15 protein-coding genes are annotated in these 14,146 nt (G+C 54.4%); 10 read left to right on the top strand and 5 right to left on the bottom strand.

All coding sequences use genetic code 11. The features are described from left to right. Window positions 1–11: 11 nt before the first annotated feature. The 9 genes from VGM55_RS03810 to pdxK all read left to right on the top strand — a co-directional run bounded on the left by VGM55_RS03810 (window position 12) and on the right by pdxK (window position 8,048). A complete protein-coding gene (locus VGM55_RS03810; protein ID WP_154187773.1) occupies window positions 12–449 on the top strand; it encodes a DUF2919 domain-containing protein in 438 nt (145 codons plus the stop codon). Between the two features lie 64 nt (window positions 450–513). Further along, window positions 514–1,089, top strand: coding sequence for an RpoE-regulated lipoprotein (locus tag VGM55_RS03805; RefSeq protein ID WP_154187772.1), 576 nt, complete (start codon window positions 514–516; stop codon window positions 1,087–1,089). 249 nt (window positions 1,090–1,338) lie between these two features. Beyond that, entirely contained in the window at window positions 1,339–2,238 is a 900-nt protein-coding gene (locus VGM55_RS03800; protein WP_154187771.1) for a Dyp-type peroxidase, read from the top strand. A 157-nt stretch (window positions 2,239–2,395) separates the two neighbouring features. Next, window positions 2,396–3,412: a sulfate ABC transporter substrate-binding protein gene (locus VGM55_RS03795; protein WP_331634624.1), complete on the top strand. Its 1,017-nt coding sequence runs from the start codon at window positions 2,396–2,398 to the stop codon at window positions 3,410–3,412. Next, complete coding sequence (cysT, locus tag VGM55_RS03790; protein WP_331634623.1) at window positions 3,412–4,245, top strand: sulfate/thiosulfate ABC transporter permease CysT; 834 nt, start codon at window positions 3,412–3,414, stop codon at window positions 4,243–4,245. The genes VGM55_RS03795 and cysT overlap by 1 nt, the downstream gene beginning before the upstream one ends. Continuing rightward, window positions 4,245–5,120 (top strand): sulfate/thiosulfate ABC transporter permease CysW, encoded by an 876-nt coding sequence (cysW, locus tag VGM55_RS03785; protein ID WP_154187768.1) that lies wholly within the window; start codon window positions 4,245–4,247, stop codon window positions 5,118–5,120. Before cysT ends, cysW begins: the two co-directional genes overlap by 1 nt. Continuing rightward, window positions 5,110–6,195, top strand: a complete 1,086-nt coding sequence (gene cysA / locus VGM55_RS03780; protein WP_154187767.1) for a sulfate/thiosulfate ABC transporter ATP-binding protein CysA — start codon at window positions 5,110–5,112, stop codon at window positions 6,193–6,195. Before cysW ends, cysA begins: the two co-directional genes overlap by 11 nt. A gap of 71 nt (window positions 6,196–6,266) precedes the next feature. Then, window positions 6,267–7,178, top strand: a complete 912-nt coding sequence (cysM, locus tag VGM55_RS03775; RefSeq protein ID WP_331634622.1) for a cysteine synthase CysM — start codon at window positions 6,267–6,269, stop codon at window positions 7,176–7,178. Between the two features lie 18 nt (window positions 7,179–7,196). Continuing rightward, a complete protein-coding gene (pdxK, locus tag VGM55_RS03770; RefSeq protein ID WP_154187765.1) occupies window positions 7,197–8,048 on the top strand; it encodes a pyridoxine/pyridoxal/pyridoxamine kinase in 852 nt (283 codons plus the stop codon). Window positions 8,049–8,100: 52 nt separating this feature from the next. Here pdxK and crr read toward each other — a convergent pair whose 3' ends face one another. From crr to cysZ, 5 genes are all read right to left on the bottom strand, one after another. Then, the gene (crr, locus tag VGM55_RS03765; protein WP_008459580.1) at window positions 8,101–8,604 is read right to left on the bottom strand and encodes a PTS glucose transporter subunit IIA; all 504 of its coding nucleotides are present in this window, start codon (window positions 8,602–8,604) and stop codon (window positions 8,101–8,103) included. A gap of 43 nt (window positions 8,605–8,647) precedes the next feature. Beyond that, a complete protein-coding gene (gene ptsI / locus VGM55_RS03760; protein WP_154187764.1) occupies window positions 8,648–10,375 on the bottom strand; it encodes a phosphoenolpyruvate-protein phosphotransferase PtsI in 1,728 nt (575 codons plus the stop codon). A gap of 44 nt (window positions 10,376–10,419) precedes the next feature. Further along, window positions 10,420–10,677, bottom strand: a complete 258-nt coding sequence (ptsH, locus tag VGM55_RS03755) for a phosphocarrier protein Hpr (protein WP_002913505.1) — start codon at window positions 10,675–10,677, stop codon at window positions 10,420–10,422. 371 nt (window positions 10,678–11,048) lie between these two features. After that, window positions 11,049–12,020 (bottom strand): cysteine synthase A, encoded by a 972-nt coding sequence (cysK, locus tag VGM55_RS03750; protein ID WP_154187763.1) that lies wholly within the window; start codon window positions 12,018–12,020, stop codon window positions 11,049–11,051. Between the two features lie 160 nt (window positions 12,021–12,180). Further along, window positions 12,181–12,942, bottom strand: a complete 762-nt coding sequence (cysZ, locus tag VGM55_RS03745) for a sulfate transporter CysZ (protein ID WP_154187762.1) — start codon at window positions 12,940–12,942, stop codon at window positions 12,181–12,183. A gap of 229 nt (window positions 12,943–13,171) precedes the next feature. On the opposite strand from cysZ, the gene zipA reads away from it, so the two are divergent. Then, window positions 13,172–14,125 carry a cell division protein ZipA gene (gene zipA, locus VGM55_RS03740; protein ID WP_331634620.1) on the top strand — a complete coding sequence of 318 codons (954 nt, stop codon included), beginning with the start codon at window positions 13,172–13,174 and terminating at the stop codon, window positions 14,123–14,125. Window positions 14,126–14,146 lie beyond the last annotated feature (21 nt).

Genomic DNA, 14,146 nt, shown 5'->3' with positions numbered 1-14,146 from the left:
GTGTTTATGTCATGTATCCGCCCGCTGATTACGATTCACAAGGCAACCTGAAGGCACCGCTGCTGTTCTGGGCAGTGTTGTTATTACAGGCGCGCACCTGGGTTTTGCTGGTGCTTGCCGGGGCTTCTCGTCAGCAGGGCGACGCGTTGCTGGGCCTGTTTTATCCCGATCGCGATAACTTTTGGCTGGGGCTGATTCCCGGCATTCCGGCCGCTTTCGCCTTTATGCTCAGCGGGCGACGCCACCTGTGGCCGCGATTCTGGCGGGCGTTCCGTTGGCTGTTGGTTGCCGCTCAGGTTGGGCTGCTGGTGTGGCAGCTTGCTTTACTGGCCGGTGACGAAGCGCTGACCGGCACCACGATTGTTTTGCTGGTCGCCGATCTTTTTGCGCTCTGGTGGCTGCTGGCTAACCATCGCCTGCGGGATTACTTTGCCTTGCAAAACGATTAAAGCGGCACTTTTTATCCTCGCCGTACTCCAAAGGCCGTTACCATTTATTGAAAAGGAATTATTGATGAAATCTCTGCGCCTGATGATGTTAGGCCTGCCGCTGGTATTGAGCGGTTGCTCCACGCTTTCATCCGTTCACTGGTCTGCCGCTTACCCGTGGAACTGGTTTGGCTCATCCGTCGAGGTAAGTGAGCAGGGCGTAGGCAAGCTGACCGCTGCCACCCCAATGGATGAGAAGGCCGTGAGCGAGGGGTTAAATGACAACTACCGCCTGCGCAGCGGCATGAAAACCGAAAAGGGCGCCATCGTGCGCTACTTTGAAGCGATGAAAGACAAAGACGTCAAGCTGGTAGTAAATGGTGAAAACAGCAGCGTCAGCCGCGTTGATGTGATGGATGACGATGTAGAAACCGCCAGCGGCGTGAAAATAGGGACGCCTTTCAGCGATCTTTATGACAAAGCGTTTGGTGCCTGTGAAAAAGGCAGTGGGGATGAGGCAGAAGGGGTTATCTGTAAGGCACCTAACAGCCAGCACATCAGCTATCTGTTTAAAGGCGAGTGGCACGGGCCGGAAGGGTTAATGCCGTCGGATGATACATTGAAGAAATGGACGCTTAACAAAATTATCTGGCGTCGATAAAATCTGCGCCAGGTTTGCGCCGCCGCAAGTCTGCGTTAATGAATCAGGTTAAAATAGCCCGATAAATGCCACCTCCGGTGGCATCATACTGGGTAACAAACATCCAAAAAACGTGGTTTTTGGATGTTTGGGGTAAATCAGAATACAGGATTCATTGTTTCATCAAACCTGAGTCGAAAGATTTTAAGGACAATGAAATTTGTCAGCAGTTATGTGCCACCTTTGGTGGCATTTTTTTCAGGAGGAATCATGTCTCGGGTTCAAAGCGGCATTCTGCCGGAACATTGTCGTGCCGCCGTTTGGCTGGAAGCGTCTGTCCAGGGTGACTTCAGCGCGCTGAGTGCAGGGTGCAAAACCTTTATTGATGCGCTGAACGTTTTCCAGGAAAAATTCCCTGACGCAATGCTCGGGGCCACCATCGGTTTCGGGCACGATCTGTGGCGTGACCTCAGCAGAGGCGAAGGTGCCGCAGAGCTGAAAAACTTTATGCCGTTAGGGAAAGGCCTGGCGCCTGCAACCCAGCACGATGTGATGATCCACATTCTTTCTCTGCGCCATGACGTCAACTTCTCCGTGGCTCAGGCCGCGCTGGCCGCGTTCGGCGATGCGCTAAAAATTGAAGAAGAGATTCACGGCTTCCGCTGGGTTGAAGAGCGCGATCTGAGCGGCTTCATTGACGGCACCGAAAACCCGCAGGGCGAAGAAAATCGCCGTCAGGTTGCCGTGATCAACGAAGGCGTGGATGCCGGCGGTAGCTACGTGCTGGTACAGCGCTGGGAGCATAACCTCAAGCAGCTTAACCGCCTGAGCGTTCACGATCAGGAAATGATCATCGGCCGTACCAAACAGGAAAACGAAGAGATTGACGGCGACGCGCGTCCTGCCACTTCTCACCTGAGCCGTGTCGATCTGAAGGAAGACGGCAAAGGATTGAAGATTGTGCGCCAGAGCCTGCCTTACGGCACCGCCAGCGGCGTGCACGGCCTCTATTTCATCGCCTATTGCGCACGCCTGCATAACATTGAGCAACAGTTGCTGAGCATGTTCGGCGACACCGACGGCAAGCGCGACGGTATGCTGCGCTTCACGAAGCCGGTTACCGGCGGCTACTACTTCGCGCCATCGCTCGATAAATTACTGAGCCTGTAATCCCCTCCGGCGTAGCGTTTGCTACGCCATCGTCTTATATCCCTTTCTTCTTGTAAATCGCCAAACGGTATATAAAAGCGTTACAGCTTTATCGCTCGTTATAAATACACTGAACGTCAGCTAATCATGACTATCATCACATTTATAAGGGCGAAGCATGGCAATCAGGTCGGTCAAAAAAGTATGGAACGCGCTCGCTGTCTCTTTGCTGTTGGCGGGTACTGCCCATGCAACGGAGCTGCTGAACAGCTCTTATGATGCGTCGCGTGAGCTTTTTGCCGCGCTAAACCCGCCGTTTGAAAAACAGTGGGCGCAGGACAATAACGGCGACAAGCTGACGATAAAACAATCTCATGCCGGGTCATCAAAACAGGCGCTGGCGATTTTGCAGGGCTTAAAAGCCGACGTTGTAACTTATAACCAGGTGACCGATGTGCAGATCCTGCACGATAAAGGCAATCTGATCCCGGCTGACTGGCAAAGCCGTCTGGGGAACAACAGCTCGCCTTTCTACTCGACCATGGCTTTCCTGGTGCGCAAGGGCAACCCGAAGAACATCCACGACTGGAGCGACCTGGTGCGCCCGGATGTGAAGCTGATTTTCCCAAATCCTAAAACTTCCGGGAACGCCCGATATACCTGGCTGGCGGCCTGGGGTGCGGCAGACAAAGCTGACGGCGGCGATAAAGCCAAAACCGAGCAGTTCATGACCCAATTCCTGAAGAACGTCGAAGTGTTTGATACCGGCGGCCGCGGCGCGACGACTTCCTTCGTCGAGCGTGGGCTGGGCGACGTGCTTATCTCTTTTGAGTCAGAAGTGAATAACATTCGCAACCAGTACGCCAAAGACGGTTATGAGGTCGTGGTGCCGAAGGTGAATATCCTGGCCGAATTCCCCGTTGCCTGGGTAGATAAGAACGTGAAGGCCAACGGCACCGAAAAAGCGGCGAAGGATTACCTGAATTATCTCTACAGCCCGCAGGCTCAGACCATCATCACTGACTACTACTACCGCGTGAATAACCCGCAGGTAATGGGCAAGCTGAAAGATAAATTCCCACAGACCGAGCTGTTCCGCGTGGAAGATGCGTTCGGTAGCTGGCCTGAAGTGATGAAAACGCATTTTGCCACCGGCGGGGAGCTGGACAAGCTGCTGGCGGCGGGGCGTAGTTGATGTTTGCCAGTCGCTCAAACCGCGTGCTGCCGGGGTTTACGCTTAGCCTCGGCACCAGCCTGCTGTTCGTTTGCCTGATCCTGCTGCTGCCGCTGAGCGCGTTGGTGATGCAGCTGGCACAAATGTCGTTGTCCCAGTACTGGGAAGTTATCACCAATCCGCAGGTGGTCGCCGCCTATAAAGTCACGCTGCTTTCTGCCGCGCTGGCCTCGGTGTTTAACGGCGCGTTCGGTTTATTGATGGCGTGGATCCTGACTCGTTATCAGTTTCCGGGCCGCAGCCTGCTTGATGCGCTGATGGATTTACCGTTTGCATTACCGACCGCAGTAGCAGGTTTAACCCTCGCGGGGCTGTTTTCCGTGAACGGCTGGTACGGCGAGTGGCTGGCGCAGTTCGGCATCAAAGTGACCTACACCTGGCTGGGGATTGCCGTCGCGATGGCTTTTACCAGCATTCCGTTCGTGGTGCGTACCGTTCAGCCTGTGCTGGAAGAGCTGGGGCCAGAATACGAAGAGGCCGCTGAAACGCTCGGCGCTACGCGCTGGCAGAGCTTCCGCCGCGTGGTGCTGCCTGAGCTGTCTCCGGCGCTGATGGCGGGCGTGGCGCTCTCCTTCACCCGCAGCCTGGGTGAATTCGGCGCGGTTATTTTTATCGCCGGAAACATCGCCTGGAAGACCGAGGTGACCTCGCTGATGATCTTCGTGCGCCTGCAAGAGTTTGATTACCCGGCAGCCAGCGCTATTGCCTCGGTTATTCTGGCGGCGTCGCTGCTGCTGCTGTTCACCATTAATACGTTGCAGAGTCGCTTTGGTCGGCGCGTGGTAGGTCACTGATGACGGACGTAACCGCTTTGAAAAGCTACAAACGTTCCCGCATTAACTGGGGGAAATGGGCGCTTATCGCCATCGGCGTGCTGATCTCTTTCCTGATTCTGGTGGTGCCGGTCGCGTCTATTTTTGTGGAGGCCTTTTCCAAAGGGCTGATGCCGGCGCTGCAAAATATTGTTGACCCGGACATGCTGCATGCCATCTGGCTGACGGTGATGATTGCCCTGATTACCGTGCCGGTAAACCTGGTGTTCGGCACGCTGCTGGCCTGGCTGGTGACGCGTTTTGATTTCCCCGGCCGCCAGCTACTGCTGACGCTGCTGGATATCCCGTTTGCCGTTTCACCGGTGGTGGCAGGCCTGGTTTACCTGCTGTTTTACGGCTCCAACGGCCCGCTGGCGGGGTTTATGGACGCCCACAACCTGCAAATTATGTTTGCCTGGCCGGGCATGGTGCTGGTGACAATCTTTGTGACCTGTCCCTTCGTAGTGCGTGAGCTGGTACCGGTGATGCTAAGCCAGGGTAGCCAGGAGGATGAAGCCGCGATTTTGCTGGGCGCTTCCGGCTGGCAGATGTTCCGCCGCGTGACGCTGCCCAATATCCGCTGGGCGCTGCTTTATGGCGTTGTGCTGACTAACGCTCGCGCTATCGGCGAGTTTGGTGCGGTGTCGGTGGTATCCGGTTCGATTCGCGGCGAGACCTTCTCGCTGCCGTTACAGATTGAATTGCTGCAACAGGACTATAATACCGTCGGCTCGTTTACTGCTGCCGCGCTGTTAACCCTGATGGCGGTTTTGACATTGTTCTTAAAAAGCGCAGTGCAGTGGCGCCTGAATAATCAGGAAAAACGCCTGAAGCAGGAGGAAAATCATGAGCATTGATATTGCCAATATTAAGAAGTCTTTTGGACGCACCCAGGTGCTGAACGATATCTCGCTGGATATCCCTTCTGGTCAGATGGTCGCGCTGCTCGGGCCGTCCGGCTCGGGTAAAACCACGCTGCTGCGTATTATTGCCGGGCTGGAGCATCAGAACAGCGGCCGCATTAGCTTTAACGGCACCGACGTGAGCCGCATGCACGCCCGCGACCGTAAAGTGGGCTTTGTGTTTCAGCACTATGCGCTGTTCCGCCATATGTCTGTATTCGACAACATCGCCTTCGGCTTAACGGTTCTGCCGCGTCGCGAGCGTCCTTCTGCCGCTGGAATCAAACAGAAGGTCACGAAGCTATTGGAGATGGTGCAGCTTTCCCATCTCGCCGACCGTTACCCTGCCCAGCTTTCCGGCGGACAGAAGCAGCGCGTTGCCCTGGCGAGAGCGCTGGCGGTTGAGCCGCAAATTCTGCTGCTGGACGAGCCTTTTGGCGCGCTGGATGCTCAGGTACGTAAAGAGCTGCGCCGCTGGCTGCGCGAGCTGCACGAAGAATTAAAGTTCACCAGCGTATTCGTGACTCACGACCAGGAAGAGGCGATGGAAGTCGCCGATCGCGTGGTGGTGATGAGCCAGGGAAATATCGAGCAGGTGGATACCCCTGAATCCGTCTGGCGTGAACCGGCAACTCGCTTTGTGCTGGAGTTTCTGGGTGAAGTTAACCGCCTGAAGGGCGTGATTCGCGGGAGCCAGTTCCACGTAGGCGCACACCGCTGGCCGCTGGGGTTTACGCCTGCTCATCAGGGCGATGTCGATCTGTTCCTGCGCCCGTGGGAAGTGGACGTTAGCCGCCGCACCAATCTGGATTCACCGCTGCCGGTGCAAGTGCTCGAAGTCAGCCCACGCGGGCACTATATGCAGCTGGTGGTGCAGCCGCTCGGCTGGTATCACGAACCGTTAACGGTGGTTCTGAAAGAACAGCAAATCCCGCAGCGCGGTGAGCGCCTGTTTGTGGGATTACAAAACGCGCGCCTGTACGAGGGGGCCAACCGTATTCAGGGTGTAGACCTGGCGCAGTCTGCCTGATAATTTACCCCGACAGGACACGCACAAGCGGCCCAATGAGGCCGCTTTTTTCTTTTACTGCGGGCAGGCAAGTGATCACTTTAGAAAGCACAATTGGCAATACTCCTCTGGTTCGACTGCAGCGCAGCGGGCTGACCAACGGCAGCGAAATCTGGGTCAAGCTTGAGGGCAACAACCCAGCTGGCTCGGTAAAAGACCGTGCGGCGCTCTCAATGATTGTTCAGGCGGAAAAGCGCGGGGATATTAAGCCCGGCGATACGTTGATTGAGGCAACCAGCGGCAATACCGGCATTGCGCTGGCGATGATCGCCGCGCTCAAAGGCTATCGCATGAAGCTGCTGATGCCGGACAACATGAGCATGGAGCGTAAGGCGGCGATGCAGGCCTACGGCGCCGAGCTGATTCTGGTGAGTAAAGCTCAGGGCATGGAGGGAGCACGCGAATTGGCGCAGCAGATGGCCGATCGCGGCGAAGGTAAGATCCTCGACCAGTTTAATAACCCGGATAACCCGCTGGCGCACTACGCCACTACCGGGCCGGAAATCTGGCGTCAGACCGAAGGCCGCATAACCCACTTTGTTTCCAGCATGGGCACCACCGGTACCATTACTGGCGTGAGTCGTTTTATGCGAGAGCAAAGCAAGCCGGTGACGATTGTTGGGCTGCAGCCGGAAGAGGGCAGCAGTATTCCGGGGATCCGCCGCTGGCCGGAAGAGTGGTTACCTAAAATTTTCAACCCGACGCTGGTGGATGAAGTTATCGATATGTCGCAGACCGAGGCCGAGCAGACGATGCGCCGCCTGGCGATGGAAGAGGGGATTTTCTGCGGCGTAAGTTCCGGTGGCGCGGTAGCCGGTGCGCTGCGCGTAGCCAGAGCAAACCCTGGCTCCGTGGTGGTGGCTATTATTTGCGACAGAGGCGATCGCTATCTTTCTACCGGCGTGTTTGGGGAAGAAAGCTACGTTCAGGGCGCAGGGATCTGACGCACCGGAGGAAGGAAGATGGCTCAGGATAACGATATACAGTCGGTGCTGTTTCACGACTCGGGCAGGGCGCTACAGGCCGATATTGTCGCGGTACAGTCTCAGGTGGTTTACGGCAGCGTCGGCAACAGCATCGCGGTACCGGCCATTCAGCAGCACGGCTGGCGAGTGATGGCTGTGCCAACAGTATTATTCAGCAACACGCCGCATTACGATACCTTTTACGGCGGCGTGATCCCGACAGAGTGGTTCAGCGGTTACCTGCGGGCGCTGGAAGAGCGTGACGCTTTGCGCGAGCTTAAGGCAGTGACGACCGGCTATATGGGCAGCGCGGAACAGATTCATCTGCTGGCGGACTGGCTGCGTGAAAGGCGCGAAAGCCATCCTGATTTGCTGATCCTCGTCGATCCGGTTATCGGTGACACGGACAGCGGTATTTACGTCAAGCCCGGTATTCCCGAAGCTTATCGCACTACGCTGTTGCCGCATGCTCAGGGGCTGACGCCAAACCTTTTTGAGCTGCATATTCTGACCGGGATGCCGTGCGACACGCTGGAACTGGCGGTTATCGCGGCCAGAAGCCTGCTGTCTGAGACGCTGCGCTGGGTGGTGATTACCAGTGCGCCGGGGAATAGCTCTGATACGATTTCTGTGGTGACTGTGACCGCCGATGCGGTAGATGTGACCAGCCATGAGCGTGTGGTAACCGACCTGAAGGGAACCGGGGATTTGTTCTGTGCCGAATTGGTCAGCCGTATTCTGGAAGGGAAAAAGGTGGCGGTGGCGGCAGGGGAGGCGGCGCACCGGGTGTTTGAAGTGATGGCCTGGACTCAGGCGCAGCGCTCAGATGAGCTGATTCTACCGCGCTGAATCGCAGCCAATAAAAAAGGCACCTAAGGGTGCCTTTTTCTCTGCATGAATCTTACTTCTTGATGCGGATAACCGGGGTTTCGCCCACGGTTACGCTACCCGTCAGTTTGATCAGCTCTTTGATTTCGTCCATGTTGGAGATAACAACCGGCGTCAGGGTAGACTTGGCTTTCTCTTCCAGCAGCGGCAGATCGAACTCAATGACCACGTCGCCTTTCTTCACGCGCTGGCCTTCTTCAGCGATGCGCTTGAAGCCTTCGCCTTTCAGCTCAACGGTGTCGATACCAAAGTGAACGAATAACTCAATGCCGCTATCGGATTCGATAGAGAAGGCATGGTTGGTTTCGAAGATTTTACCGATGGTGCCGTCAACCGGAGCAACCATTTTGTTGCCGGTTGGTTTGATAGCAATACCATCGCCAACGATTTTTTCAGCAAACACGACGTCCGGCACGTCTTCAATGTTAACGATTTCGCCAGACAGTGGAGCAACGATCTCAATGGTTCCGGTGTCGCTATTGCCTTTGTCACCGAACAGTTTACTAAATAACCCCATTAGCCTTCTCTCCTAAGCAGTAATTTGGGCAGCATCTCGTGAATTAGCAGATTGTTTTTTCTTCAATGAACTTGTTAACCAGCGTCATTAACTCGTCCGTTGTCGGTTGAGCAAGAGCCTGCTCTGCTAACACTTTCGCATCTTCGAAGTTCGTGTTACGGATAATCTTCTTGATACGTGGGATAGAAATGGCGCTCATACTGAATTCGTCCAGGCCCATCCCAAGCAACAGAAGTGTAGCACGTTCGTCGCCCGCAAGCTCACCACACATACCGGTCCATTTACCTTCTGCATGAGAAGCATCAATAACTTGCTTAATCAGAGTCAGTACGGACGGTGACATTGGCTGGTAAAGATGTGAAATCATATCATTACCACGGTCAACTGCCAGGGTGTACTGAGTTAAATCGTTGGTGCCGATGCTGAAGAAGTCGACTTCTTTAGCCAGGTGACGAGCAATCGTCGCGGCCGCAGGGGTTTCAACCATTACGCCGATTTCGATGGTTTCATCGAATGCTTTACCTTCGTCACGCAGTTCCTGCTTGAAGATCTCAATCTCTTTTCTCAGCGCACGCACTTCTTCAACGGAGATGATCATCGGGAACATGATGCGCAGTTTGCCGAAAGCAGAGGCGCGCAGGATGGCACGAACCTGGTCACGCAGGATCTCTTTGCGATCCATGGCGATACGAATCGCACGCCAGCCCAGGAACGGGTTCTCTTCTTTAGGGAAGTTCATGTACGGCAGCTCTTTGTCGCCGCCGATGTCCATGGTACGCACGATGACCGCCTGAGAGCCACAGGCTTCAGCCACGGCTTTGTACGCGGCAAACTGCTCGTCTTCAGTCGGCAGTGAGTCACGGTCCATGAACAGGAATTCGGTACGATACAGACCGACACCTTCTGCGCCGTTACGCTCTGCACCGTCGATATCACGAACGGTACCAATGTTGGCGCACACTTCGACCTGATGGCCGTCGAGGGTGATAGCCGGTAGGTCCTTCAGCTTGGCCAGCTCTGCTTTCTCAGAGGCAACCTGCTGTTGAACGGCGCGCAGCTCTTCGATCTGCTCGTTGGTCGGGTTAACGTAAACTTTGTTGTTAACCGCATCAAGGATCAGATAGTCGTCGTTTTTCACGTCAGAGGTGACGCTACCGGTGCCCACAATCGCCGGCAGCTCAAGGGAGCGCGCCATGATGGAGGTGTGGGAGGTACGCCCGCCGATATCGGTGATGAAGCCCAGCACTTTTTTCAGGTTCAGCTGTGCAGTTTCAGACGGCGTCAGATCTTTAGCAACCAGGATAACTTCATCCTTGATTGCGCTTAAATCGATAATGTTCAGGCCAAGAATGTTTTGCAGCAGACGTTTACCAATGTCGCGTACGTCAGCGGCACGTTCTTTCAGGTATTCGTCATCCAGCTCTTCAAGAGCCGTAGCCTGGCCTTCAATCACTTCGTACGCCGCAGCGTCCGCTGTGACCAGCTTGTCTTTGATAAGGGCAATGATTTCCTGCTCGAGCTCTTCGTCTTCCAGCAACATAATGTGGCCTTCGAAGATAGCTTCCTTTTCTTCACCGAAGGTCTCGCCAGCTTTAATTTTGATCGCTTCTAATTGCTCGGATGCTTTGGCGCGCCCGCTAAGGAAACGTTCAACTTCCTGCTCAACTTTGTCGGCAGAAATCTTCTTCCGGTCGATGACAATTTCATCTTCCTTCAGCAAAAGTGCTTTGCCGAAAGCGATACCCGGGGATGCTAAAATGCCTGAAATCATAACCCTACCTTACTTGTGACTGATATTTACGAAGAACCCAGAACTTACTCGAGTTCAGCCATCAGTTTTACTAAATGCTCAACGGCTTTCTGCTCATCTTCACCTTCAGCGGACAGAGTCACTACGGTGCCCTGAGTCAGGCCCAGAGTTTGCAGTTTGAACAGGCTCTTAGCGCTGGCGCTTTTGCCGTTTGAAGTCACGGTGATTTCGGAAGTGAAGCCTTTAGCTTCTTTAACAAACTGTGCAGCAGGGCGGGTATGCAGACCGTTCGGAGCGGTAATAGTTACTTCTTGCTGGAACATTGTATTTCCCCAACTTATAGGTTTAGTGTTGTGGAACTAAAGTCTAGCCTGGCGGCCACACTTTAGCCTCTATCGTTAGCACCACCGTTGATGAAACGAGGCACTGGATGCCTGGGAACCAAGAAAAAGACGCCAGTAGCGTTTCGTCGGTCCGTAACCATTATGCCGTGAAAAGCGGACATGCACCAAATCGTTAAATCGATTCAGCAGGGCCATCTCACAGCTTGATTAATTTCGCGCATCGAAATAATTGCTGGTTAAATACCAGACCTGGGGGGAGGAAAGCAATGCTGATGAGGGTGAAACTTTGATGTATGCCACAAAAAAGCACCCTCGCGGGTGCTTTTTTAAGCATGTATCAAATACTGGCATTACTGTTGCAGTTCTTTCTCAGTGAACAGATCGGCAAACAGTGCAGTACTCAAATATCGCTCCCCGGATGATGGAAGGATAACCACAATATTCTTATTGGTAAAGGCTTCGTCTTCCTGAAGCTTCAGTGCGGCTGCAACGGCGGCCCCGGAAGAGATACCGGCCAGAATGCCTTCTTCGTCCATCAGGCGACGGGCGGTAGAAATAGCCTCTTCATTGGTGATGGTCACCACTTTGTCGATAAGCTTGAGATCCAGGTTGCCGGGAATAAAACCTGCGCCGATGCCCTGAATTTTATGTGGGCCAGGCTTCAGTTCTTCGCCTGCCAGCGCCTGTTTGATAACCGGAGAGTCGGTTGGCTCAACCGCCACGCTAATCAGCGAGGTTTTGCCTTTGGTGTTTTTGATATAGCGGCTAACGCCGGTTAGCGTGCCACCGGTACCGACACCCGCGATAAACACATCGACTTCACCATCGGTATCTTCCCAGATTTCCGGGCCGGTAGTTTTTTCGTGGATTTCCGGGTTGGCCGGGTTGCTGAACTGCTGAAGCAGCAGGTACTTAGCCGGATCGCTGGCAACGATTTCTTCCGCCTTCTGGATAGCCCCTTTCATCCCTTTAGCGCCTTCAGTCAGCACCAGGTTTGCCCCCAGTGCTTTTAACAGCTTACGGCGCTCAATGCTCATGGTTTCCGGCATGGTCAGCGTCAGTTTATAACCACGCGCGGCCGCCACGTAGGCCAGAGCGATACCGGTGTTGCCACTGGTCGGTTCGACTAACTCCACGCCAGGCTTCAGCACGCCGCGTTTTTCGGCATCCCAAATCATATTGGCACCAATGCGGCATTTGACGCTGAAGCTTGGGTTACGCGACTCCACCTTCGCCAGAATGCGTCCGTTGCCGATACGGTTCAGGCGAACCAACGGCGTGTGGCCGATTGTCAGGGAGTTGTCTTCATAAATTTTGCTCATGGCTCGTCCTTAACTGTCTGAATTTTGGGATACCGGTTCAGCATACCCGCTCAGGAAATATGCGGAAGTAAGGAAATAGCATATCTATATGTGGAAGGGAAATAAGCCAACGCTACATGGAATAAGCAAAGGCATAAGCAATGTCACCTTCCGTAAGGCATTATTTCCACAAAGCATGTTTTGCCCGATAGCAATCCACCCACATGGCCGTTGCGCCACAGACGGCAACCGGCATGATAAAAAGATTCAGGATGGGTATCAGGGTGAACAGGCTTACCAGGGCGCCAAACTGCATGTTGACAACCTTTTGCTCCCGAAGCGCCACGCGCATTTGCTTAAACGGAACCTTGTGGTTGTCGAACGGATAATCACAATACTGGATTGCCAGCATCCAGGCGCTGAACAGGAACCACAGTACCGGGGCGATGGTCTGGCCGATGCCGGGTATAAAGTAAAGCACTAGCAACACAACCGCGCGCGGCAGATACCAGGCAAGTTTCTGCCACTCACGCTTCATGATGCGCGGCAGATCTTTCATGATGCCCAGCACCCCTGTATCAGGCGGCGTAGCGCCCGTAAGTCTTGCTTCGAGCTGTTCTGCCAGCAGCCCACTAAAGGGGGCAGCAATCAAATTCGCGATGGTTGAAAAGAAATAGCCAAATACCAGCAGTACGGAAAGCGTCACCAGCGGCCAGAGCAAATAACTCAGCCACTGTAACCAGTCCGGGATGTGGCTCATCATGGCCGGGATCCAGACATCAAGGCGGGTGAATAGCCACCAGAAGGCACCGCCTAACAAAATAATATTGACCAGCAGCGGGAGCAGAACGAAGCGTTTAATGCCCGGTTCGCGCACCAGTTTCCAGCCCTGGGAAAAATAGTAAACGCCACTACGCGGCGCGGTTCCGGAAGTTGAAACCATGATTTGAACAGACTCCTTTTTGTTAACGCTGTTGGTTACCGGGTATCATAACCGACTGTATTCAGAAAAACTTACCAGGAATTGGTCGAAAAAACAGCGGAAAGGTGCCCTGAGGCTATCTTTATGGTGAGAAAACCGTGCTCGCACTTGCACTTGAGCAGATGGGCAAATACTCTTAGTGAGTAAATGTTTGCCGCGGTGGCAAGGTGTTAGAACAACAGAGAATATAATGATGCAGGATTTGCGTCTGATATTAATCATTGTTGGCGCAATCGCCATAATAGCCTTACTGGTACACGGCCTGTGGACCAGTCGTAAGGAACGATCTTCCGTGTTCCGCGATCGCCCATTAAAACGTATGAAGTCGAAACGTGACGAATACGAAGAAGAGGACGATGAGGAAGAGGAAGGAGTGGGCGAAGTGCGCGTACGTCGTACTGCTCCTGTGCCGGAGTCTGCTTCTCGTGAAGCGAATGCCCCACGTCAGCCTCAGGCACCTCAACACAATTATGAGCCGCCGTATGCGTCAGCAGAACCTCGTCCTGCGCCGCAGCCGCGTCAGCCTGAGCCGGTAACCCCGCGCCACGTTGAGCCCGCTCCTCAGCATGTTGAACCTGTGCGCCATGCTGCGCCTCAGGCTCCGGTTGCGCCTGTGTCTGAGCCCGTCGTAGCCCCGGTAGAGCCAACGCCTGCGCCCCAGCCGTTTACTGCTGAACCTGCACCTGTTGTTGCCGAACCGGCACCGCAGCCCGCACCGGCGAAGAAAGAGACCGTGATCGTGATGAACGTAGCGGCTCATGCTGGCAGCACGCTGAACGGCGAACTGTTGTTAAACAGCATCCAGCAGGCTGGGTTCAAGTTTGGTGAGATGAATATTTTCCATCGCCATCTTAGCCCGGACGGCAGCGGCTCGGTACTGTTCAGCCTTGCCAATATGGTGAAACCGGGTTCCTTTGACCCGGAGCACATGGCTGATTTTGCTACGCCAGGCGTGACTATCTTTATGCAGGTGCCGTCCTACGGTGACCCAATACAAAACTTTAAGCTGATGCTGCAGTCTGCGCAGCACATTGCCGATGAAGTGGGCGGTGTTGTGCTCGACGATCAGCGTCGCATGATGACTCCGCAGAAGCTGCGTGAGTACCAGGACAGGATCCGTGAGGTTGTTGAATCCAACGCCTGAATTCTGCCCTGAACGTTCTCC

Source organism: Cedecea sp. (genome assembly GCF_036500665.1).
In the GTDB taxonomy this organism is placed as follows: Bacteria; Pseudomonadota; Gammaproteobacteria; order Enterobacterales; family Enterobacteriaceae; genus Cedecea.
This window is presented reverse-complemented; position numbering and strand designations above follow the sequence as displayed.

What these genes read in the sequence shown, in the direction of transcription:
- VGM55_RS03805 (WP_154187772.1), top strand. Translation starts at nt 514, where the DNA reads ATGAAATCTCTGCGCCTGATGATGTTAGGCCTGCCGCTGGTATTGAGC.
- VGM55_RS03795 (WP_331634624.1), top strand. Translation starts at nt 2,396, where the DNA reads ATGGCAATCAGGTCGGTCAAAAAAGTATGGAACGCGCTCGCTGTCTCT.
- VGM55_RS03810 (WP_154187773.1), top strand. Translation starts at nt 12, where the DNA reads ATGTATCCGCCCGCTGATTACGATTCACAAGGCAACCTGAAGGCACCG.
- cysZ (WP_154187762.1), bottom strand. Translation starts at nt 12,942, where the DNA reads ATGGTTTCAACTTCCGGAACCGCGCCGCGTAGTGGCGTTTACTATTTT.
- crr (WP_008459580.1), bottom strand. Translation starts at nt 8,604, where the DNA reads ATGGGGTTATTTAGTAAACTGTTCGGTGACAAAGGCAATAGCGACACC.
- pdxK (WP_154187765.1), top strand. Translation starts at nt 7,197, where the DNA reads ATGGCTCAGGATAACGATATACAGTCGGTGCTGTTTCACGACTCGGGC.
- ptsH (WP_002913505.1), bottom strand. Translation starts at nt 10,677, where the DNA reads ATGTTCCAGCAAGAAGTAACTATTACCGCTCCGAACGGTCTGCATACC.
- cysW (WP_154187768.1), top strand. Translation starts at nt 4,245, where the DNA reads ATGACGGACGTAACCGCTTTGAAAAGCTACAAACGTTCCCGCATTAAC.
- cysT (WP_331634623.1), top strand. Translation starts at nt 3,412, where the DNA reads ATGTTTGCCAGTCGCTCAAACCGCGTGCTGCCGGGGTTTACGCTTAGC.
- cysK (WP_154187763.1), bottom strand. Translation starts at nt 12,020, where the DNA reads ATGAGCAAAATTTATGAAGACAACTCCCTGACAATCGGCCACACGCCG.
- zipA (WP_331634620.1), top strand. Translation starts at nt 13,172, where the DNA reads ATGATGCAGGATTTGCGTCTGATATTAATCATTGTTGGCGCAATCGCC.
- ptsI (WP_154187764.1), bottom strand. Translation starts at nt 10,375, where the DNA reads ATGATTTCAGGCATTTTAGCATCCCCGGGTATCGCTTTCGGCAAAGCA.
- cysA (WP_154187767.1), top strand. Translation starts at nt 5,110, where the DNA reads ATGAGCATTGATATTGCCAATATTAAGAAGTCTTTTGGACGCACCCAG.
- VGM55_RS03800 (WP_154187771.1), top strand. Translation starts at nt 1,339, where the DNA reads ATGTCTCGGGTTCAAAGCGGCATTCTGCCGGAACATTGTCGTGCCGCC.